Here is a 20,449-nt window from a genome sequence, read left to right as displayed (position 1 = left end):
GATATGGCTTTCTTCCCTCTCGCGCCGCTCGCCGCCTGCCTGATCGGCCTGTGCCCGGCGCCGCACGAACTCCCCTCCTCGCTCGAGCTGAGCACCCACGAAGTCACCGGGCGGCTCGCGGCCGTGACGCTGACCTGCGATCCGGCGGGCGGCACCCACCCCGCGCACGACAGCGCCTGCGCGGTGCTCGGCCGCGCTAAGGGCGATTTCGACAAGATCACCCCGCGCCACCAGGCCTGCACCCTCAACTACTCGCCGGTCGACGTCTCGGCCACCGGCGAGTGGCGCGGCAAACCGGTCGCCTTCCGCGCGACCTACGGCAACGCCTGCGCCGCCGACGCCGAAACCGACGGCGTCTTCAAGTTCTGACGCCCGCAGGTGACCGGGCTGCCCCCTCGGCAGTCCGGCCACCCACGTCCACAGGTACTACTACGGGCCGCGGACCCCTCCGGTTCAGCGGCAGTCCTCGATCCAGTGGCCCGCCACAGGGACAGGCCGGGCTGCCGAGCGGCTGGCGTTCCACTCCGTCCAGCCGTCCTTGCCGAGCCGGTCCAGCACGGGCCGCAGCACACACGACCGCCGCGGTTCGGGCAGCAGTTCGGCGGCCGGGACGACGTCGGCGGAGAACCGGCTCAGATAGGCCGCGTCGAGCGGCTTCCCCTGGGCGAACCGGTCGATGTTGGCCCCCGCGATGACGCGCTCCGGGTCGAGCACCGCCAGCGCGAGCAGGGCCAGCGCCGCCGCGCCGACAGCGGCCCTCGGCAGCCAGGCCGTCCGCAGCCGCACCAGCGACGCGAGCACGAGCAGGAACACCACGCCGAGCCAGAGTTCGCAGACCTCGACCAGCACCCGCAGCACGGTGAAGCCGTACGCCTCCTGGTATGTCCACATGCGACTCAACGCGGACACCACCAGAACCAGGCTCAACACGCTGAGCGCGCCGAGCATCGTCCGCTGCCACACGCGATCCTTCACCGTCGCGTTCGGCGCCCAGCGCAGCGCGGCGGCGACCAGCGCGAGGGTCAGCACCGTGACGGCACACAGCTGCCAGAAACCACCGCGGGCGTACTCGGCCGAGGTCAGCCCGTCGGTGCGCAGCACGTAACCGGTCCCGCCGAACAACACGACGAGCCGCACCGCGACGAACACCGCGAACAGCAGCACCAGCACGCCCAGCGGCAGCGCCCACTCCAGCCGGTGACCCGCGCGGACGGGCCGCGTGTCCACCGCCGGATGCGGTGGCGAGGCGAGGAGGTAGCACGCCCCGGCCAGGCCGAGACCTGCCGCGACGAAGACAAAGCCCCAGCGCAACGCCGCGGGCGGGTCGATGTCCGGCACGAGCGACGACACCAGCTGCGCGAAGGTCTCGTCGGCGCTGCTCAGCAACGGCACGAAGACGGCGAGCAGGCCCGCGGTCGCCAGTACCGCGAACACCACCCGCTGCCCGGTCCCGGCCCTGCGGAGCGCGAGCGCGCCCAGCCCCTTGCCGACCCATGGCAGGCCGCGTAACGCTTCGACCGGCACCGCGAGCACGTCGTAGACCAGCGTGTTGACCGTCCGCCCGCCGACCACCGCGAGCGAGCCGCAGAGACAGGCCGCGAGCACGCACAACACGAACAACCAGCCCGAGTCGCGATACGTCCCGACCGCGAGCAACGCCAGAGCCAACAGCCCCCACCCCGCACTCGCCTTCGTGAAGTGCTGAGGTGTCCCCGCCTCGCGGGAACGGCGGTCCACGACCACCACCCCTGCCGCCAGCACGAGCCCGGTCAGCACCCAGCCGATGCCCGGCTTTCCCAGTGGCAGCAGGATCGCGGCGGCCAGCCCGGCCACGGCGGCGGCGGGCAGCACGGCGGGCGGCAACGGGACAACTGTCCACTTCGGAGGGACGGTCACCTGGTGCAGCACCGGTACCTGCGGCGCCTTCGGCAAGTCCACTGTGGACGTCGCGGCCGCCGATGGCTTGGCCGCGCCGGGCGGCGTGGCGTGGGCCGGCTCTGGCTTGGTCGGCTCGGACATGGGATTTCTCCTCGCTCTTTGGGGTAGCACCGTTGGGCAGCGCGAAGCAGACCTCGGCCGTGAAGGCCGGGCCGTGATGTGCTTTCCGGTTCAGGAAGCGGGCAGGGTGACGCGGATGCGGCCGCCCTCGGGCTCACCGGGCGGGGTGTCGACGACGCCGATGGTGCCGCCGTGCAGATCGACCACCCAGCGGGCGATCGCGAGGCCGAGGCCGGTCCCGCCGCCCCCGGCGCGCTCGCCGCGGGTGAACCGCTCGAACACGCGATCCCGTTCCGCGGCGGGGATTCCCGGGCCCTGGTCGCGCACCTCGATGATCACCTCGTCGCCACGTTTTTCGGCGTACGCGCGGACTTCTCCCCCGGCGGGCCCGTGCCGGGCGGCGTTCTCCAGGAGGTTGACCACGACCTGGTAGAGCCGCTCGCGGTCGGCGACCGCGGTGGCGCCGGGCGGTGAGACGTCGACGGCGAACCGCACGCCGCGGCCGGTGGCCGTCGCCATCACCTCGGCCTCGGCGGCGACGTCGGCCAGCAGCTCGGCGAGGTCGAACTCCTCGATGTCGAGCTTGAACGTCCCGGCGTCGATCTTCGACAGGTCGAGCAGCTCGGTGACCAGCTTGCTGAGCCGTTCGGTCTGCTGCAGCGCCGTCTTCAACGTCGCCGGGTCCGGTTCGGCGACGCCGTCGACGAGGTTTTCGAGGACGCCGTTGAGCGCGGTGATCGGCGTGCGCAGCTCGTGGGAGACGTTCGCGATCAGCTCGCGGCGCTGCTGGTCGGCGGCGTCGAGGTCGGCGGCCATCTGGTTGAACGCGTGGGCCAGCTCGCCGACCTCGTCGCGCGCGGTGGCGCGGATCCGCCGGGTGTAGTCGCCCTTGGCCATCGCGCGGGCGGCGGCCGTCATCTCGCGCAGCGGCCGGGTCATGCCGTGCGCGAGGATCTGCGAGGTGAGCAGCGCGAGCACGACGGCGGCGATCGTGGTGCGCGGCGGGATCCAGCCGATCTGGTAGGTGAAGAACGTCAGCGCGATCCCGCCCGAGACGACGAGCAGGATGGCCAGCTTGAGCTTGATCGACCGGATCGGGTCGAGCGGCCGCGGCAGCAGATCGACGAGTTTCACCAAACGGGCCTTCACGAACCGACCTCCAGCGCGTAGCCGACGCCGTGCACGGTGCGGATCAGGTCCGCGCCGAGCTTGCGCCGCAACGCCTTGATGTGACTGTCCACCGCGCGGGTGCCCGAGGCGGTGCCGTGCACGTCCCAGTCCCACACCTCCGCCAGCAGCCGCTCCCTCGGCTGCACCGCCCTCGGCCGCTTGGCGAAGTGCACGAGCAGGTCGAACTCGATCGGCGTCAGCTGCGCGGCCACCCCGGCACGGGACACCCGCCGCTCGTCGACGTCGATCTCCAGATCGCCCAGCACGATCCGGGTGCCGGGGTTCCGCGCGGCGCGCTCGACCCGGCGCAGCAGCGCGTGGACCCGCGCCGTGAGCACCCGCATCGAGAACGGCTTCGTGAGGTAGTCGTCCGCGCCGACGCCCAGGCCGACCAGCAGATCGGTCTCGTCGGCACGGGCGGTGAGCATCAGGACCGGCACCGGGCGCCGCGCCTGGATCCGGCGGCACACCTCGAGCCCGTCGAACCCGGGCAGCATGACGTCGAGCACCACCAGCTCGGGCTCGTGCTCGACGTCCGCGGCGACCCCGGCGGGCCCGTCGTGGGCCAGTTCGACGGTGAATCCTTCGGCCCGCAGCCGGGCGGCGATCGCGTCGGCGATGGTGCGGTCGTCCTCGACCACCAGCACCCGCCGTCCTCCCCTGTCCATGCCGCCGACTCTAAGCAATGACCGTGGAGGCGTTCGGAGTGAGCTGTGGAGATCCTGTGAAGACCCGGCCCGGGTTTCGGCTTCGTTGCGAAGGCGCTACCGCGAGGTATGTGACGTACGTCATGCACCCGAGGCGTCCGTGCGCAATCGACAGACTGCGTTCCGACCTGTCGAAGAATGAACAGACTGACAGTCCCACCCGGACTCGGGCGGCGCGCAGGATTCGGCGATGGAGCCGACGAGCCGCCAAGACCAGCCCGAGGTACGCCCTCTCGCCGAGGGCGCGTCAGCGCAGCTCGTGCACGGGGACGGCCGGGTCGAACTCGGTGACGTCCGGTCGTTGGAGAACAGCCGCTTCTTCAACGAGGAACTGGCGCCGGTCCCGGTCGGCAAGCGGACCTGGACCACCTACAACTATTTCGCGCTGTGGATGGGCATGGCGCACAACATCCCGTCGTACGCGCTGGCGGCGTCGCTCATCGCGCTCGGCATGAACTGGCTGCAGGCACTGATCACGATCACCCTCGGCAACCTGATCGTGCTCGCGCCGATGCTGCTCAACAGCCACGCCGGTACCAAGTACGGCATCCCGTTCCCGGTGTTCGCGCGGGCGTTCTACGGGCTGCGCGGCGCGAACCTCGCCGCGCTGCTGCGCGCGTTCATCGCGTGCGGCTGGTTCGGCATCCAGACCTGGGTGGGCGGCGAGGCGATCTACGTCATCGTCGGGCGGCTCGCCGGATCCGGCTGGCGCGATTCGGCGATCGTGGCGGGCCAGCACTGGACGCTGTGGCTGTCGTTCGCGGTGTTCTGGGTGATCCAGATGCTCATCATCTGGCGCGGTATGGAGGCGGTGCGCCGCTTCGAGAACTGGACGGCGCCGCTGGTGTCGGTCGGCTTCCTGGTGATGCTCGGCTACGTGCTGATCAACGCGGGCGGGTTCGGGCCGATCCTGGCCGATCCCGGGAAACTCGGCTGGGGCACGGGCTTCTGGAAGGTGTTCGCGCCGTCGCTGATGGCGATGATCGCGTTCTGGTCGACGCTTTCGCTGAACATGCCGGACTTCACCCGCTTCGGCGGCAGCCAGCGCAAGCAGGTCCGCGGCCAGATCCTCGGCCTGCCCACCACGATGACGTTCATCGCGGTGGTGGCGATCCTGACCACGTCCGGCGGCAAGGTGCTCTACGGCGCCGAGCTGTGGGATCCGGCGAAGCTCGCCGACAAGTTCTCGAGCCCGGTCGTGGTCGTCGTCGCGCTCGTCGCGCTGGTGCTCGCGACGATCTCGGCGAACCTCGCGGCCAACGTGGTCAGCCCGTCCTACGACTTCTCGAACGCCTTCCCGAAGCGGATCACGTTCGCCGTCGGCGGGCTGATCACCGGGATCGTCGGCATCCTGATCCAGCCGTGGCGGCTCTACTCCGACCCGAGCATCTACATCTTCGCGTGGCTCGGGTTCTACGGCGGGCTCCTCGGCGCGGTCGCCGGGGTCCTGGCCTCCGGGTACTGGATCGTGTACCGGACGCGGCTGAAACTGCGGGATCTCTACACACCCGATGGGGTGTACTGGTTCACCGGTGGCTGGAACTGGCGGGCGCTGGTGGCCACTCTGGTGGGTGCGGTGCTCGCCGTCGGCGGCGCGTACAGCGCCGAAGGGAGCGGTCCGTTCCCCGCGGACGGGCTGATCCCGTTCCTCAAGCCTCTCTACGACTACAACTGGGTGGCCGGTCTGGTCGGCGCGTCCGTCGTCTACCTGGCACTGGCCCGTCCCGTAACGAAGAAGGAGGAGATCAGTGAGCGAAGTGGTCAGGGCCGGGTTGATCCAGCAGCGGTGGACGGGTGACAAGGAGTCCATGATCGCGAACGCGGTCGACGCCATCGGCAAGGCCGCGTCGCAGGGGGCTCAGGTCGTCTGCCTTCAGGAACTGTTCTACGGCCCGTATTTCTGCCAGGTACAGGACACCGACTACTACTCCTACACCGAGGGCATCCCCGACGGCCCCACCACGAAGCTCATGCAGGAGGTCGCCGAACGCCACGGCGTCGTGCTGGTCGTCCCGATGTACGAGGTCGAGCAGCCCGGCGTGTACTACAACACCGCCGCGGTGATCGACGCCGACGGGACCTACCTCGGCAAGCACCGCAAGAACCACATCCCGCAGGTCAAGGGCTTCTGGGAGAAGTTCTACTTCCGGCCAGGCAACATGGGTTACCCGGTGTTCGACACCGCCGTCGGCCGCATCGGCGTCTACATCTGTTACGAGCGGCATTTCCCCGAGGGCTGGCGGGCGCTCGGCCTGGCCGGGGCGAAGATCGTGTTCAACCCGTCGGCGACCAGCCGGGGCCTGTCGGAGTACCTGTGGCGCCTCGAACAGCCCGCGGCCGCGGTGGCGAACGAGTACTACGTCGGCACGATCAACCGCGTCGGCGTGGAACCCTTGGGCGACAACGACTTCTACGGGCAATCGTACTTCGCGGACCCACGCGGACAGCTCGTCGGCGAGGCGGCGTCCGACACAGAGGAAGAGATCGTCGTCCGCGATCTCGACATGGGCAGGCTCGCCGAAGTCCGTGATCTGTGGGCGTTCTATCGCGACCGGCGCCCGGACAGCTACGGCCCGCTCGCGGAGGCGTGATGACGACGCTCATCAAGGGCGGCCAGGTCCTCTCCCCGGCGGGCGCGACGACAGCGGACGTCCTCGTGGACGGCGAACGCATCGCCGCCGTCGCCGCGCCCGGTGTGCTGATCGAGGCCGAGGAAATCATCGACGCCACCGGGAAGTACGTCATGCCCGGCGGGATCGACGCGCACACGCATATGGAAATGCCCTTCGGCGGCACGCATTCGGTCGACACGTTCGGCACCGGGACCACGGCCGCCGCGTGGGGCGGCACCACCACGATCATCGACTTCGCGGTACAGGCCAAGGGCACCTCGCTACTGTCCACCTTGGACAAATGGCACGAGAAGGCCGACGGGAACTGCGCGATCGACTACGGCTTCCACATGATCGTCTCCGACGTCAACGACACGACGTTGAAGGAGATGTCCGCCTGTGTCGACGGCGGGGTCGGCAGCTTCAAGATGTTCATGGCCTACCCCGGCGTGTTCTACTCGACCGACGGCGAAATCCTGCTGGCCATGCAGCGGGCGCGCGAGATCGGCGCCACGATCATGATGCACGCGGAGAACGGCATCGCGATCGACCAGCTGGCCGCGCAGGCCGTGGCGGCGGGCAAGGTCGATCCTGTCCAACATGGACTGACGCGCCCGCCCGAACTGGAAGGCGAGGCGACGTCACGGGCTATCCAGCTCGCGAACGTCACCGGGGCACCGCTGTACATCGTGCACCTCTCGGCGTCGCAGGCGCTCGCGGCGGTGGCGGAGGCTCGCGAGGGTGGCCAGAACGTCTTCGCCGAGACGTGCCCGCAGTACCTCTATCTGTCCATTGATGACTTGGCGAAGCCGGGCTTCGAGGGCGCGAAGTACGTGGCCTCGCCGCCACTGCGGGACAAGTCGCATCAGCCCGACCTCTGGCGCGGCCTGCGCACGAACGACCTTTCGGTGGTCTCGACCGACCACTGCCCGTTCTGTTTCAAGGACCAGAAAGAGCTGGGGCGCGGCGACTTCCGGGCCATCCCGAACGGGATCCCCGGGGTCGAGCACCGGATGGACCTGCTGCACCAGGGTGTCGTGGCGGGTGAGCTGTCGCTGGGCCGCTGGGTCGAAACGTGCTCGGCCACCCCGGCGCGGATGTTCGGACTCTACCCGCGCAAGGGCGTGATCGCGGCGGGCTCGGACGCGGACATCGTGATCTACGACCCGGCGGCGAAGCAGACCCTGTCCGCCGAGACCCACCACATGAACGTGGACTACTCGGCGTACGAGGGGTTCGAGATCACCGGCAAGGTGGACACGGTGCTTTCCCGGGGCCGCGTCGTGGTGTCGCCGTCCGGCTTCACCGGCAGCACCTCGCACGGCAAGTTCCTTTCCCGGCAGCTCAACCAGTACCTGAACTGAGGGGGCGTCAATGGATTTCGGGATTGTTCTGCAGGCCGATCCGCCCGCGAGCGAGGTCGTACGGCTGATGGCCGACGCCGAGAACGCGGGATTCCGCTACGGCTGGACGTTCGACTCGTGCGTGCTGTGGCAGGAACCGTTCGTCATCTACTCGGCGATCCTCGCGGCGACGTCCTCGCTGATCGTCGGGCCGATGGTGACCAGCCCCGGCACGCGGGACTGGTCGGTGATGGCCTCGACCTTCGCCACGCTCAACGACATGTACGGCAACCGGACGGTGTGCGGGATCGGCCGCGGCGACTCCGCGCATCGCGTCGTCGGGAACCCACCGTCCACTTTGGCCACTGTCCGCGAGTGCATGCGCCAGGTCAAGGACCTCGCAGAGGGCCGTGAGGTGACGATGAACGACACGGCCGTGCGCATCCCGTGGATCCGGGGCGGGCGGCTGGAGATGTGGATGGCAGGCTACGGGCCGAAGGCGCTGAAACTGGCCGGTGAGCACGCCGACGGGTTCATCCTGCAGTGCGCCGACCCCGCGATCGCGCGCTGGACCATCGGTTCGGTGCGGGAGGCGGCCCGCGCGGCCGGGCGGGATCCCAGCGGCATCACCATCTGCGTGGCCGCTCCCGGCTACGTCGGCGACGACGTCGCCCACCAGCGCGAGCAGCTGCGCTGGTTCGGCGGGATGGTCGGCAACCACGTGGCGGACCTGGTCGCGCGCTACGGCGATTCCGGTCCGGTGCCGCACGAGCTGACCGACTACATCCGTGAACGCGAAGGGTACGACTACGCCCATCACGGCCGCGCGGGCAACCCGTCGACCGACTTCGTCCCGGACGAGATCGTCGACCGGTTCTGCCTGCTGGGCCCGGCCTCGGCCCACATCGCGCGGCTGGAAGAACTGGTGGAACTCGGCGTCGACCAGTTCGCGCTGTACCTGATGCACGACCGGCGCGAAGAAACCATGGCCCACTACGGCACCCAGATCATCCCGAAGCTCACCGCCTGACGCGCGCCGGAACTTCCCGATCGGGCAACCCGGCCGACGCGAAAGGACGTACGGACAACGGGTTCACCGCCGTCGATCAGTCCTAAAGTGACAGTCCCGACGACGGCGGAGGAACGCAATGGGACTGGCGACAGCGGTGGTGGCGGTCGAGGTCCAGGCGGGGGACGTACTGTGCCCCGCACTGGACCCGGCCGCGCCGGCGAAGCTCACGAAGGCGACACCGGCCGCACTCACCGCGGGCACGATGGTCGCCGGGGTCGCGGCGGCACCCGCGACGGCGGGCGGGACCGTGAGCTACTACCCGCCCGCACAGGCGGCGCCGACGTCGGTGACCGGGCTCGGCGCCGGGATCGCGGCCGCGGTGGTGGCCGACGAGAAAGGCCGGTGCGCGCGGCAGAATCCGGTGGCGCAGGGCGCGTTCGTCGTCGGTTCCTGTGACACGCAAGGCGTTCTGGCCGTCGCACCGAAACACGACTTCGCCAACGTCCTCGATTTCGGCGCGCGGGGCGACGACCAGAACGACGACTGGGCCGCGATCACCCGGGCCATGGGCTCGCTCGACCCGATCCGGCCCGGGGTGCTGTACTTCCCCGCCGGGAACTACCGGATCAGCCGTCCGCTGCACGTCGACCGCGAGCAGGGCCGGATCGAGCTGCTGGGCGAGAGCGAGCACACCACCACCATCCGGTTCTTCGGCCCGCACGGCCCCGCGCTGTGCGTCTCGCCGAAGACCGTGGGACACCTGCCCACCGCGGACGCGCTGCTCACCGGCAACGGCAAGGCCGGGGTGCTGCGCACGGGCAGCCGCAACACGATCAACCTGCGGGACAGCCCGGCGCTGGACCTCAATGGTGCCAAGGCTTTCAGCGTCGCCTGCACCGTGCGTCCCGACGAACTCCCCGGCGGCGGTGGCGCGGCCGTCCTCAGCAGTTCGGGCAAGCGGCTCACCAGTGAGAAGGCGACCAGCGCGTTCGGCGTCTTCCTCGGCGGTACGACCGGCAAGATCACGGTCACCGCCACCGCTTGCCTCGGCGGCAAGGACTACACGATCATCCATCCCGGCGGCTTTCCCGTGGGGCAGACGCTCCATCTCGCCCTCGTCTGGGACGGCACGCAGTTGTGCCTGTACGCCGGTCCGCCGGGGACGAGCCTGGCGCCCGCGCAACCGCCGGAGGGACAACGCCCGGCGAGCGGTGCGACGCTGACCCAGCCGGTGGAGGAAGGCGTCTACGTCGGCGTACAGAGCACCGGCGGCTGGCCGGAGTACCGCACCCCGACCTACCCGTTCACCGGCCGGATCGACTCCATCCGCATCACCGAGTTCGCGATCGACCGGGACGCCGAACGCAAGTTCACCGCGCCCACGGCGAAATTCCCCGAGGACTTCGCGAGCAACGTGAAGACCGATCCCGCCGACCCGGCGAAGCGGCTGGTCACCCGGATGCTGATCAACTTCGACCGTGACGCCGGCGTGTTCACCGTCGGCTCCACCTGGCTCGGGCAGCCCCAGTTCCCGATCCCGGTCTATCTGATGCACCAGTGGAGCGACGGGATTCCCGCCAACGCGATCACCACCGTCCGCCGCCTGGAGTTCCAGTCGCCGTCCGGCGCGGGCGTCCACGCGCAGCTTTCGGTCAACTCGCGGTTCAGCCACCTCCGCGTCACCGCTTCACGCGACGGCGTCCGGCTGCGCAACAACAGCTACCTCGTCGACATCGACCACCTTTACGTCGCGGCCACCCGGCTCGGCCTGACGCTGGGCAGCACCACCACCCTGGCGAACGTCACCCGGTTCCAGACGGCGGGCACGCAGTACGACTTCGTGGCGACCGACGTCGTCAGCGTGCACGCCCAGGACTGGTACATCGGCGGTTCCCGCTCCATCGTGCCGCTCCTGCTGACTTCGGCGGCCTACTCCGGCCACTTCCACGGAGTCGGCGTGGTGATCAGCTCGGAGGACGTCCAGCGGACCACCGAACAGACCTGGCTGGCCGCGGTGGCGACGTCCGGACTGCCGCATTTCACGCTGGAGAACTCGACGCTGGAGACCGTTTTCCTGAACCAGCTCGACTGTCCGCCGGTGCTCATCGACGAATCGCTGGTCCCGGTCGACGCGAACCGTGACTTCCCCGGTTCGTCGGTGTTCCTCAACTGCTACTTCGAGCCCAGCCCGAAGGCGCGGGCGAACATCGAGTTCTCGGGCCGGAAAGGACCGGGCCCGGTCCGGCTCGCCGGGAACATCAGCAGCGACCCCGCCAAGCCGTGGGTACCACCGGAGAACGCGAACCTGGTGTCCCACCTCGGCGGTTGTGTGTCCACAACGGACAGTGGGCAGACACAGTGGCGGGGCGGCCGGGACTGGGTGTTCGCCCACGACACCACGACCGGCCGGATCGGCGCCCGCGAACGCGAGACCCAGGGCAGCGGCATCGCGGGCACAAGCCCGGCGTTGCTGGCCGCCGTCCCGCTGGCCCCGGGCGCGAGCCGGTACCGGGCCGAGGTCATGGCGACCGACGCGGCGGGGCACGCGGCGACCTGGGTGATCGAGCAGGGCCTCAGTACCGTCGGTACCACGGTCACCCCGTGGTCGCCGCAGCCACGCGTGCTCGATTCCTTCGGCTCCGCAGGAGGTTCAGTGCCCACGGGCTGGGTGCCACCCGAGATCGTCGCGTCCGGCGGGAACGCCGTGGTGCGGTGCTCGGCGCCTTCGGGACTCACCCTGGCTTTCACGGTCAAACTCCAGACCTTCGAAGGACTGGCCGTCACCTGAGTCACCCCGGCGTAGGCGCTGGCGAGTGTTCCGGCCGCTTGTCAGCGGTCGGAGCACTCGCCGCGGGTATCCCTACGACCGTCCCAGAACTCGCAGGAAGGCCGCGAACGCGGGGGCCGACATCTCCAGTGTGCCGCCCTCGCGGTCCTTCGTGTCGCGCATCCGTGCCCCGGCTTGGCTTATCGCCAGCTCCACGCACGCGTTCTGCGGCCCACTGTAGCTACTCTTACGCCATACCGTGTTTTCGATCATCGTTCCTCAGTCCGTCCAGTGCTGCCCGGATCAGCTCCGCGGACTCCTTCGGCGACAGTGCCACCTTTCGGCGGACCTCCTCGAAGGTCTCCACGAATGCCTGTACGTCCTTTGCATTCTCCACTGTCTCACCCCCGGCGGCGTACTCCAGGTAGGCGAGGTCCGGATCGTCCTCGAAGCTGAGGACGATCATCGGACCGGACATGGTTCCATACGCTCCAACACCGAACGGCACCACTTGGACAGTCACGTTCCGGCGGGCACCGGCCGTGAGCAGGTATTCGAGCTGTTCAGCCATGATCTCGGGACTGCCGATCACCCGTCGGATCACCGCTTCGTCCATGATCGCGTACAGGCGCAGCGGGTTGGTGCCCTCCAGCAGCCGCTGCCTGGTCTGCCGCTCGGCGGCGGCCCGCAGGTCCCATCCCTCCGGCCGATGATGTCGCCGAGTCGCTTCGCCGATCGTCTCCGCGTACCGCGCCGTTTGCAACAAACCCGGCACCGCCACAACATCCAAGGCCCGCTCCAGTACGGCGTCGGATTCGTCGTGGCGGAAGGCGCGGTACTTGGTGGGCAGGTCGGTGACGTTCTCCACGCTCGTACTGCCCTGCTTGGCGTGTTCCCAGAGCCGGGTCGCCTCGGCCCGCTGCTTGTCGGTGACCCCGTAGAGACCGAGCAGCGCTTGCAGCAGCGTGAAGCCGGGCAAGGTGAGCCCGCCTTCCATCCGCGTGATCGTGGTCGCGGCGATCCGGAACTGCGGGGCGATGTCCTCGGGCCGCAGCACCGGCACGGTGTCCTTCCGCAGCGCCTGCATGTACCGGCCGAGCTTGACCTTGCGGCGTGTCTTCTCCAGTGCCATGCCGCGACCCTAGCCGACACCTGCAGCTAATGCTTTCACCCGATCAGTCAATCCCCAATGCAGAATGCATCCGATACCGTCAACACGGTCTGCGGGCCGCGGTCGGGCCCGGAAGCCACCGCGGCCCGCAGGCCCGACATTCCCGCTGACAAGGAGGCAGACCGTGTTCACTCACCGGGGAATCGCCGTGGACACCTGGGCGAGGATCGAGGACAACTGCTCGATCAGGTATGAGGTCGTGGGCGACGAGGCGCAGTTCGAATTCGGCAGCAACGCGACGTCGCTCAATATCGTCGCCACCGCGGGCGGGCTCGCCAGCCTCGCCGAGGCCTCGCAGGCCGCCCTGCGGACGATGGAGCAGGAGCCGGACTCGCGTGCGTGAACGGCGAACTCGCGTGATCAGGCGGAGAACTCGTGTGTCTGGAGGGAGATCTCGCGTGATCAGGAGGCGGTGCGGGCTTCGACGTCGGCGAACCGGTGGGCGACCTCGGGAAACTCCTGCCCGGCTTCAAGTGTTTCGAGGAGGTGGTCCGGCGGCGGGCCCGGCTCCAGCAGGTCGTTGGTGAACCGGGTCGAATAGCGCGCCCGGTCCCAATACCGCGCGAACGCCCGGCGCATGAACTCCTCGTCGAAGGGCCGGTCCGCGTGCTCGAGGATCGCCTCCTCGTACGACCGCGCCGCGTGCGCGGCCATGTTGGCGCCCTGTCCTGCCACCGGATCGTTCGTGACGGCGGTGTCGCCCATCGCGAGCACCTTCGCCCCCGAGGGCAACGTCCCGACCGGCTGCCGCACCACCGGCTGGACGCGTCCGCGCAGCGCGTCCAGCGGACCACTCGGCCGCGTGTTCTCGAGCAAGCCCGCGAGCCAAGGGAAGGAGGTACGCAGCAGGTTCCGCGCGCGCTCGAAATGCTGCTCGGTGTCGGCGACGTCGTCCCAGCAGTCGAGCGGACCACCGGGAAGGCCGAAGAACCCCGCGCCGTAGACGGGCCCGTCGACCGACCACACCGGCAGACCGAAGAATTCGCCCCCGTCGGAGAGGTTGACGCTGAGGCCGGAAGTGATCGCGGGCAACGGCTCGTCCCCGGCGGGCTTGACGTACAGGATGCCGATCGAGCGCTGCGGCTCGGAGTACGGCGAAAGTATCGCGTTACGCGGGAACAGGGCGTCGAACTGCGGACCACGCCCGGCGGCCACGAGGACGAGGTCGAATTCCCTGGCATAGTCGTCGAGATCCTCCGGGCTCACCCGGCGCTGCCGGATCTCCCCGCCCAGCCGGGCGAACCCGGTCATCCACTCCGACACCTTGACCCGCTGATCCACCGACTGCGCCGGATGGTCGAATGGCGCGCGCCAGGCGATCCTGGGTTCGTCCGCGCCCGGCTCGCCCGCCACTGTGACGGACACACCGTCGATTTCGGGCGCGTACGCGTCCCAGAAGTTGATGCCGAGTTCCCGTTCCCGGGTCAGCGCCGGATGGAACAGGCACTGATTGGAAATCAGCCTGCCGCCGCGCACGGCTTCGGCGGACCGCTCCGTGACGATGGTGACGTCGTATCCATGCCGTCGCAGGCCGAGCCCGAGTACCAGCCCGGCCTGTCCCGCCCCGACAATGCCGATCCGCCGCATGCCCTCCCCTTTCCCCGTGGGGAAAGACTGCCCGACGCGGCGATCGTGGTCTAGTCCACCAGCGCCTGATACACCAACTGGCGCAACTGGGGACGAATCGCGTACGTGCTGGAGGGAAGCAACTGGGTGTAGAACTCGACGGTCAGATCCTCGTCGTGGTCCACCCAGAACGCGGTCGACGCGGCGCCGCCCCAGGCGATTTCCCCCGCGCTGGAGAGCGTCTTCGCCTTCACCGGGTCTTCGAGCACGGAGAACCCGAGGCCGAAACCGTGACCGTGCAAGGGCGACTCGGCGAACACCGGCCGCCCGAACTCCTCCAGATCCGCCCGTCCCGGCAGGTGGTTGCTCGCCATCAGGTCGACGGTGCGCGGGCCCAGCAACCGGACGCCGTCGAGTGCGCCGCGGCGCACGAGCATCTGGGTGAACCGGCGGTAGTCGCCCGCGGTCGACACCAGGCCGCCACCGCCGGACAGGCAGGCCGGCCGGGACCGGGCCCAGCCGTCGAACGCGGGGGCGGGGACGATCTGCCCGGTGCCCGGGTGCGGGGTGTAGATCGTCGCGACACGATCGGCGTCCTCGGTGAAGAAACCGGTGTCGGTCATGCCGAGCGGGCCGAAGATCCGCTCGGCGAAGAACTCGTCGAGCGGTTTGCCGGAGACGACCTCGACGAGCCGGCCCAGCACGTCGGTGGCCACCGAGTAGTTCCATTCGCTGCCCGGCTGGAAGACGAGCGGCAGCGCGGCCCACCGCCGGACGCATTCGGCGAGGTCCGCACCGGCGGGCATGCCCCATTCGAACCCGGCCTCACGGTAGATCGCGTCGACCGGATGCGAGTGCAGGAAGCCGTAGGTGAGCCCGGCGGTGTGCGTGAGCAGATGCCACAGCCGGATCGGCTCGGTCGCCGGATCGGTCGCCGGGCGCAGCGCCGACCCCTTGACGTAGACGCGTGGCTCGGCGAACTCCGGGAGCCACCGCGAAATCGGGTCGGTGAGGTCGATCAGGCCCTCTTCGACGAGCATCATCGCGGCGACCGAAGTGACCGGCTTCGTCATCGAGAAGATGCGCCACACGGTGTCCGTCTCGACCGGCGCGTCCGTTTCGACGTCCCGCCTGCCGTACGCGGAAAAATGGGCGACGCGGCCATGCCTGCTCACCACGGCCAGGAATCCGGGCAGCAGGCCCTTGTCGACATACCGGGCGAAATGCCGGTCGATCCGCTTCAGCCGCGCCGCGTCGAAACCGACTTCGGCCGGATCGACGTCCACCTTCAGTTCACCCGTCATGGCGTGAGGTTACGCGTTTTGCTCCCGCGCACGCTCGGCCGCTTTTTCCTCGCGCCAGGCTTCGTCGTTCTTGCCGATCCGCCAGTACCCGGAGATCGACAACAGGTCGCGCCGGACACCACGCTCGTCGAGCAGATACCGCCGCAGCTCCCGGACGAACCCTGCCTCGCCGTGCACGAAGGCCTGAACGAGCCCGTCCCGCCACGGCAGCGCGCGGACCGCGGCGGCGACGTCGCCCCCGGACTTCCGGTGCAGCCAGGTGATCTGCGCGTCGGCTTTGGTGACGAGCGGCTGTTCCTCGGCGGCGTCCTCGACCAGGATCACCGCGTGCGCGGGTGCCCCTGCGGGCAACGCCTCCAGCGACGCCGCGATGGCGGGCAGGGCGCTCTCGTCGCCCGCGAGCAGGTGCCAGTCCGCCTCGGGGCCCGGCGCGTACGCCCCGCCGGGCCCGGAGATCAGCAGCTCGTCGCCGGGCTTCGCCCGTGCGGCCCACGGCCCGGCGATGCCCTCGTCACCGTGGTGCACGAAGTCGAAGACGAGTTCCCCGGCCTGCGCGTCGTAGGCGCGCACCGTGTAGGAACGCATCCGCGGCCAGTGCTCGCGCGGCAGTTCGGCACGGACCGTCCGGATGTCGAACGGTTCCGGGTAGGTCACCCCCGGCACCTTGAAGACGACCTTGACGTAGGCGTCGGTGAACGCGTTGGGCTCGAAATCCCGCAGTCCCTCGCCGCCCGCGACTATGCGGATCATGTGCGGGGTCAGCCGTTCGGTGCGCAGCACCTCGAGCCGCGCCGCCGGGCGTCCGCCCCTTGCTGGTGCCTCGGCCATACGCCCTCCTCCACCGGACAATTCACCCGGACGTCTCAATGATAAGGCTAACCTTACTCCCGAGTTCTCACCGTACGCGCTCGCTCCCGGATCCGGCCACTCCGTTTTTGCCGCCGAGTTCGCCCAGCAATTCCAGGAAGCCATCCCGCACCCGGCGACGGAACCCGACGAAGAACCGGTTGGCCAGCGGCACGGCCCACGCGCCCCGCTCCGCGATGTTCAGCACCCGATGACGGACCAGCGTGCCCGCGGGATGATCTTCGACCGCGTATTCGCCGCGGTACCACCAGCCACCCTGCGCGGCGAGCGTCCGGCGCTCCGGATCGACTTCGAAGCGCATCGGATACCCGCCGCCGCGCAGGCGTCGTTCGAGTCGCGCGAACACCTCCGGCGCCGGGGCGGCGACCACCCCGGACACCTCGGCCAGCGGCTTCATCCCGCCTGCGCCGCGGGATCGGAGACTCGGGTGTTCTGGAACGAGGCGATGTGCCAGCCGTTGTCCTGTCGCACCAGGACGGTGGTCACGGTCGATTCGCGGCCCGGGTCGGTTCGCGCCCCGCCGGACACTGAGGAACCACCGCCCGCGACGGCGATCGCGACGTCGGGGCGAATGAACCGCACCTTGGCCGTGCCCGGCGCGCCGGTGAGTCTCGACCCCTTCAACGGTCCCTCGAACAGCGCGCGGTGCGCGCTTTCGATCATCGCGCGACCGGGCATGTTCATCCCGAAGAAGGTCACGTAGTCCGCGTCCTCGGTGAACAACGCGGCGTACGCCGCCGCGTCACCCGCGTTCCAGGCGTCGACGAGGCGGGCGAGCACCTCGTGCACGGCGGCTTCCTCGGACACGGCTTGCTGCAGATCGGTCATGGTCAGCTCCTTCACGAACGCCGTTCGTTTGACGAACACAGTTCTAATCACGAACGACGTTCGTGTCAAGTACAGTGTTCGCGACCCCTTGGAGGTGACCGAGTGACCGTTCCACCCCCGCCGTGGCGTAACCGGCAGCGGCGACGTGCCGCCAAACCCGCGCTTTCCCAGGAGCTGATCGTCAAGACGGCGCTGGACATCCTGGCGGCCGAGGGCATCTCCGCGGTGACGATGCGCCGCGTGGCCCAGGCTCTGGAAACCGGGCCGGCCTCGCTGTACGCACATGTCGCGAACAAGGAGGAACTCGACGAGCTGATGCTCGACAGTGTCCTGAGCGACCTGCCGCTGCCGGAACCGGATCCGGCACGCTGGGCCGAGCAGGTCAAGGAGCTGCTCGGGCACCAGGTCCGCGCGATGACGGCGTACCCGGGGATCGCGCGGGTCGCGTGGAGCATCGCGATCCCGGTCAGCCCGAACATGCTGCGGCACGGGGAAACCATGCTCGCACTGCTGCGCGCGGGCGGCCTCGACCTCAAGCAGGCGACCTACGCCGCGGACTCGTTGTCGCTCTACGCCAAGGCGTACGCCTATGAGGCGAGCAGCTGGACGTGGGGCGATTTCGACCAGAAGGACATGGCCGAGCGCAGCGAGCAGATGGAGGCGTACTTGCAGTCACTGCCGCCGGCGATGTTCCCGAACACCTTGCGGATCGGGGAGTTCTTCAACGCCGACACAGCGGGCGAGCGATTCGAGTTCGCGCTGGACATGTTCCTCGCCGGGCTGAAAGCGCTGGCGAACAAGAACTCGTGAGCGTCATGCGCCACATTGGGGCGTTTGAACCCAGTTGGATCGTCAGGGCGCCCGGAACGCCCATGAGTTTCAGGGCAGCAGGACGATCTTGCCTCGCGTGTGCCGCCGCTCCAGTTCGCGGTACGCGTCGCGCACGTCGGCGAGCGGGTACGTCTTCGCGATCGGGATCTCGAGCAAACCCTTGTCCAGCAACGCCGCCAGCTCCGCGAGGACCCCGGCCTCCGCCGCGTCGATGTTGCCTTCCCGCTTCACGCCGTACTTCTCGGCCGCCGCGAAGTCGATCACCGTGTCGATGCGGTCGGTGTGCACGCCGAGCTTCAGCGCCAGGTCCACGTAGCCCGAACCGAACGTGTCGACGAACGCGTCGACCTTGCCACCGGACGCCTCCTTGATCCGCTCCTCGACGCCTTCCCCGTAGGCGACGGGAACGACGTCGTGCTGGGCGAGCCACGCGTGGTTGCCCGCACCGGCGAGGCCGATCACCTTGGCACCGGCCAGTTTCGCCAGCTGCACGGTGATCGAACCGACCCCGCCCGCCGCGCCGGAAACCACGACGGTCTCCCCTTCGCGCGGCGAAACCGCGCGCACCGCCGCGTACGCGGTGGTCCCGGCGACGAACAGCGCGCCGGCGACCTCCCACGGCACACCGGCGGGCTTCGGCGTCAGGTTTTCCGCCTCCACCACGACGTACCGGGCCTGGCTCGATCGCGAGTGCACGAAGCCGATGACCTCGTCGCCCACGGTGACCCCGTCGACGCCCTCGCCCAGTTCGGCCACGACCCCCGCGAGATCACTCCCCTGCCCGGATGGGAACGTCGCGGGCCATTGCTCGGCGAAGACGCCCTCGCGGATGTACGCCTCGCCCGGGTTGATCCCGGCCGCCCGCACCTCGACGAGCACCTGCCCCGCACCGGGCACCGGCCGCGGCACGTCCTCCACGCGCAGCACGTCGATCCCGCCGTACCCGTCGAACCTCACTGCCTGTGGCATGCCCCTGCTCCCTCTTTCGTTCGTTGCCCGGCACCAACAACGAACGCGCGGGATTTAATCCGGGACCGCGAACTCAGCCGGCGAGCCTGCGGACGACGCCGTCGGCCAGCAGCCGCCCCCGGTCGGTCAGCACGGCCCGGCGCCGACTGTCCAAAGCGGACTCGTCGAGCAGCCCCTCCGCCGCAGCCGCCCGGGCCTCGGCGAGCCCGTCGGCGTCCAGCGCGTCGAGCGGAAGTCCTTCCACGACACGGAGTTCGAGCATGACGCGTTCGAGATGCCGGTCGGCTTCGGTGAGCACCTCGCGCCCGGCCGCCGGGGAGTTCCCCTCCGCGAGCAGCGACGCGTACCGCGCCGGGTGCTTGACGTTCCACCACCGCACCCCGCCGACGTGGCTGTGCGCGCCGGGGCCCGCGCCCCACCAGTCACCGCCGCGCCAGTAGCCGACGTTGTGGCGGCACCGCGCCGCCTCCGACGACGCCCAGTTCGACACCTCGTACCAACGCAGCCCCGCCGTCGCGAGCGTCGCGTCGATCAGCTCGTAGTACTCGGCGAGCGTGTCGTCGTCGGGCGCGGGCAGTTCCCCGCGCCGGACCCGGCGGGCCAGCGCGGTGCCCTGCTCGACGATCAGCGCGTACGCCGAGACGTGGTCGACCCCGGCGGCGAGCACGGCCTCCAGGGAGGCCCGGAGATCCTCGACGCGCTCACCCGGCGTCCCGTAGATGACGTCCAGGTTCACGTGCTCGAACCCGGCGGCCCGCGCCTCCCCCGCCGCCGCGACGGGCCGGCCGGGCGTGTGCACCCGGTCGAGCACCTGCAGCACGTGTTGCGCGGCGGACTGCATCCCGAGCGAGACGCGGGTGTACCCGGCCTCGCGGATGCCCGCGAAGAACTCCGGCGACGTCGATTCCGGGTTCGATTCGGTGGTCACCTCGGCGCCGTCCGCGAGCCCGAAGGCGCCGCGGACGGCGTCGAGGACCGAAGCGAGGCCGTCGGCACCGAGCAACGACGGCGTCCCACCGCCGACGAACACGGTGTCCGCACGCGGCGGCGTCCCCAGCACCCGCGCCGCGAGGTCCAGTTCGCGCCGCAACCCCTCCAGCCACGACCGCGGCGACGAGCCGGAGCCCAGCTCGCCCGCGGTGTAGGTGTTGAAATCGCAGTAGCCGCACCGGGTCGCGCAGAACGGGACGTGGACGTACACCCCGAACGGGCGAGTACCCAGTCCGTTCAGTGCGCTCGCGGGCAGGGCGGACTCGACCGGGGTGGTGGTTTCGGGCAGCAACTGGGGCACACCCCAGTGTCCC

20 protein-coding genes are annotated in these 20,449 nt (G+C 69.6%); 8 read left to right on the top strand and 12 right to left on the bottom strand.

The window, feature by feature from the left end:
• Positions 1-3: 3 nt before the first annotated feature.
• Positions 4-369: an SSI family serine proteinase inhibitor gene (locus ACFW0G_RS19475; RefSeq protein ID WP_378326723.1), complete on the top strand. Its 366-nt coding sequence runs from the start codon at positions 4-6 to the stop codon at positions 367-369.
• Positions 370-453: 84 nt separating this feature from the next.
• Here ACFW0G_RS19475 and ACFW0G_RS19470 read toward each other — a convergent pair whose 3' ends face one another.
• The 3 genes from ACFW0G_RS19470 to ACFW0G_RS19460 all read right to left on the bottom strand — a co-directional run bounded on the left by ACFW0G_RS19470 (position 454) and on the right by ACFW0G_RS19460 (position 3,815).
• Positions 454-2,019, bottom strand: a complete 1,566-nt coding sequence (locus ACFW0G_RS19470; protein ID WP_378326722.1) for a DUF4153 domain-containing protein — start codon at positions 2,017-2,019, stop codon at positions 454-456.
• A gap of 90 nt (positions 2,020-2,109) precedes the next feature.
• Entirely contained in the window at positions 2,110-3,147 is a 1,038-nt protein-coding gene (locus tag ACFW0G_RS19465; protein WP_378326721.1) for an ATP-binding protein, read from the bottom strand.
• Complete coding sequence (locus ACFW0G_RS19460; RefSeq protein ID WP_378326775.1) at positions 3,144-3,815, bottom strand: response regulator transcription factor; 672 nt, start codon at positions 3,813-3,815, stop codon at positions 3,144-3,146. The genes ACFW0G_RS19465 and ACFW0G_RS19460 overlap by 4 nt, the downstream gene beginning before the upstream one ends.
• Before the next feature lie 250 nt (positions 3,816-4,065).
• Between ACFW0G_RS19460 and ACFW0G_RS19455 the strand changes: the two genes are divergently transcribed.
• From ACFW0G_RS19455 to ACFW0G_RS19435, 5 genes are all read left to right on the top strand, one after another.
• Positions 4,066-5,673 (top strand): NCS1 family nucleobase:cation symporter-1, encoded by a 1,608-nt coding sequence (locus tag ACFW0G_RS19455; RefSeq protein ID WP_378326720.1) that lies wholly within the window; start codon positions 4,066-4,068, stop codon positions 5,671-5,673.
• A complete protein-coding gene (locus tag ACFW0G_RS19450) occupies positions 5,624-6,466 on the top strand; it encodes a nitrilase-related carbon-nitrogen hydrolase (RefSeq protein ID WP_378326719.1) in 843 nt (280 codons plus the stop codon). Before ACFW0G_RS19455 ends, ACFW0G_RS19450 begins: the two co-directional genes overlap by 50 nt.
• On the top strand, positions 6,466-7,851 hold the full coding sequence (hydA, locus tag ACFW0G_RS19445) for a dihydropyrimidinase (protein ID WP_378326718.1): 1,386 nt from the start codon (positions 6,466-6,468) through the stop codon (positions 7,849-7,851). Before ACFW0G_RS19450 ends, hydA begins: the two co-directional genes overlap by 1 nt.
• A gap of 10 nt (positions 7,852-7,861) precedes the next feature.
• Complete coding sequence (locus tag ACFW0G_RS19440) at positions 7,862-8,860, top strand: TIGR03842 family LLM class F420-dependent oxidoreductase (RefSeq protein WP_378326717.1); 999 nt, start codon at positions 7,862-7,864, stop codon at positions 8,858-8,860.
• Positions 8,861-8,978: 118 nt separating this feature from the next.
• Positions 8,979-11,630, top strand: a complete 2,652-nt coding sequence (locus ACFW0G_RS19435; protein WP_378326716.1) for a glycosyl hydrolase family 28-related protein — start codon at positions 8,979-8,981, stop codon at positions 11,628-11,630.
• A 72-nt stretch (positions 11,631-11,702) separates the two neighbouring features.
• Here ACFW0G_RS19435 and ACFW0G_RS19430 read toward each other — a convergent pair whose 3' ends face one another.
• A complete protein-coding gene (locus tag ACFW0G_RS19430; protein ID WP_378326715.1) occupies positions 11,703-11,882 on the bottom strand; it encodes a DUF397 domain-containing protein in 180 nt (59 codons plus the stop codon).
• Positions 11,857-12,741: a DUF5753 domain-containing protein gene (locus ACFW0G_RS19425; protein ID WP_378326714.1), complete on the bottom strand. Its 885-nt coding sequence runs from the start codon at positions 12,739-12,741 to the stop codon at positions 11,857-11,859. Before ACFW0G_RS19425 ends, ACFW0G_RS19430 begins: the two co-directional genes overlap by 26 nt.
• A gap of 163 nt (positions 12,742-12,904) precedes the next feature.
• On the opposite strand from ACFW0G_RS19425, the gene ACFW0G_RS19420 reads away from it, so the two are divergent.
• A complete protein-coding gene (locus ACFW0G_RS19420) occupies positions 12,905-13,123 on the top strand; it encodes a hypothetical protein (protein ID WP_378326713.1) in 219 nt (72 codons plus the stop codon).
• Between the two features lie 59 nt (positions 13,124-13,182).
• Here the strand turns inward: ACFW0G_RS19420 and ACFW0G_RS19415 are convergent, their stop codons facing one another.
• The 5 genes from ACFW0G_RS19415 to ACFW0G_RS19395 all read right to left on the bottom strand — a co-directional run bounded on the left by ACFW0G_RS19415 (position 13,183) and on the right by ACFW0G_RS19395 (position 17,345).
• Complete coding sequence (locus ACFW0G_RS19415; protein ID WP_378326712.1) at positions 13,183-14,367, bottom strand: styrene monooxygenase/indole monooxygenase family protein; 1,185 nt, start codon at positions 14,365-14,367, stop codon at positions 13,183-13,185.
• 50 nt (positions 14,368-14,417) lie between these two features.
• Positions 14,418-15,650 (bottom strand): serine hydrolase domain-containing protein, encoded by a 1,233-nt coding sequence (locus ACFW0G_RS19410; RefSeq protein WP_378326711.1) that lies wholly within the window; start codon positions 15,648-15,650, stop codon positions 14,418-14,420.
• A gap of 9 nt (positions 15,651-15,659) precedes the next feature.
• Complete coding sequence (locus tag ACFW0G_RS19405; RefSeq protein ID WP_378326710.1) at positions 15,660-16,478, bottom strand: siderophore-interacting protein; 819 nt, start codon at positions 16,476-16,478, stop codon at positions 15,660-15,662.
• 67 nt (positions 16,479-16,545) lie between these two features.
• On the bottom strand, positions 16,546-16,914 hold the full coding sequence (locus tag ACFW0G_RS19400; protein WP_378326709.1) for a hypothetical protein: 369 nt from the start codon (positions 16,912-16,914) through the stop codon (positions 16,546-16,548).
• Positions 16,911-17,345 (bottom strand): SgcJ/EcaC family oxidoreductase, encoded by a 435-nt coding sequence (locus tag ACFW0G_RS19395; RefSeq protein WP_378326708.1) that lies wholly within the window; start codon positions 17,343-17,345, stop codon positions 16,911-16,913. The genes ACFW0G_RS19400 and ACFW0G_RS19395 overlap by 4 nt, the downstream gene beginning before the upstream one ends.
• A 102-nt stretch (positions 17,346-17,447) precedes the next feature.
• On the opposite strand from ACFW0G_RS19395, the gene ACFW0G_RS19390 reads away from it, so the two are divergent.
• On the top strand, positions 17,448-18,155 hold the full coding sequence (locus ACFW0G_RS19390) for a TetR/AcrR family transcriptional regulator (RefSeq protein ID WP_378326707.1): 708 nt from the start codon (positions 17,448-17,450) through the stop codon (positions 18,153-18,155).
• Positions 18,156-18,224: 69 nt separating this feature from the next.
• Here ACFW0G_RS19390 and ACFW0G_RS19385 read toward each other — a convergent pair whose 3' ends face one another.
• Both ACFW0G_RS19385 and hemW read right to left on the bottom strand, forming a co-directional pair.
• Positions 18,225-19,145 (bottom strand): NADP-dependent oxidoreductase, encoded by a 921-nt coding sequence (locus tag ACFW0G_RS19385; RefSeq protein WP_378326706.1) that lies wholly within the window; start codon positions 19,143-19,145, stop codon positions 18,225-18,227.
• A gap of 73 nt (positions 19,146-19,218) precedes the next feature.
• A complete protein-coding gene (gene hemW, locus ACFW0G_RS19380; protein WP_378326705.1) occupies positions 19,219-20,436 on the bottom strand; it encodes a radical SAM family heme chaperone HemW in 1,218 nt (405 codons plus the stop codon).
• Positions 20,437-20,449: the final 13 nt, after the last annotated feature.

It is taken from the genome of Amycolatopsis sp. NPDC058986, assembly GCF_042741125.1.
Taxonomy (GTDB): Bacteria; Actinomycetota; Actinomycetes; order Mycobacteriales; family Pseudonocardiaceae; genus Amycolatopsis.
Note: the sequence above shows the minus strand (reverse complement) of the source record. Positions and strands in the feature narration are given on the sequence as shown.

Coding starts and splice junctions, on each gene's coding strand:
- ACFW0G_RS19475 (WP_378326723.1), top strand. CDS start 4: ATGGCTTTCTTCCCTCTCGCGCCGCTCGCCGCCTGCCTGATCGGCCTG.
- ACFW0G_RS19470 (WP_378326722.1), bottom strand. CDS start 2,019: ATGTCCGAGCCGACCAAGCCAGAGCCGGCCCACGCCACGCCGCCCGGC.
- ACFW0G_RS19455 (WP_378326720.1), top strand. CDS start 4,066: ATGGAGCCGACGAGCCGCCAAGACCAGCCCGAGGTACGCCCTCTCGCC.
- hydA (WP_378326718.1), top strand. CDS start 6,466: ATGACGACGCTCATCAAGGGCGGCCAGGTCCTCTCCCCGGCGGGCGCG.
- ACFW0G_RS19440 (WP_378326717.1), top strand. CDS start 7,862: ATGGATTTCGGGATTGTTCTGCAGGCCGATCCGCCCGCGAGCGAGGTC.
- ACFW0G_RS19435 (WP_378326716.1), top strand. CDS start 8,979: ATGGGACTGGCGACAGCGGTGGTGGCGGTCGAGGTCCAGGCGGGGGAC.
- ACFW0G_RS19430 (WP_378326715.1), bottom strand. CDS start 11,882: ATGATCGAAAACACGGTATGGCGTAAGAGTAGCTACAGTGGGCCGCAG.
- ACFW0G_RS19425 (WP_378326714.1), bottom strand. CDS start 12,741: ATGGCACTGGAGAAGACACGCCGCAAGGTCAAGCTCGGCCGGTACATG.
- ACFW0G_RS19415 (WP_378326712.1), bottom strand. CDS start 14,367: ATGCGGCGGATCGGCATTGTCGGGGCGGGACAGGCCGGGCTGGTACTC.
- ACFW0G_RS19410 (WP_378326711.1), bottom strand. CDS start 15,650: ATGACGGGTGAACTGAAGGTGGACGTCGATCCGGCCGAAGTCGGTTTC.
- ACFW0G_RS19405 (WP_378326710.1), bottom strand. CDS start 16,478: ATGGCCGAGGCACCAGCAAGGGGCGGACGCCCGGCGGCGCGGCTCGAG.
- ACFW0G_RS19400 (WP_378326709.1), bottom strand. CDS start 16,914: ATGAAGCCGCTGGCCGAGGTGTCCGGGGTGGTCGCCGCCCCGGCGCCG.
- ACFW0G_RS19395 (WP_378326708.1), bottom strand. CDS start 17,345: ATGACCGATCTGCAGCAAGCCGTGTCCGAGGAAGCCGCCGTGCACGAG.
- ACFW0G_RS19385 (WP_378326706.1), bottom strand. CDS start 19,145: ATGCCACAGGCAGTGAGGTTCGACGGGTACGGCGGGATCGACGTGCTG.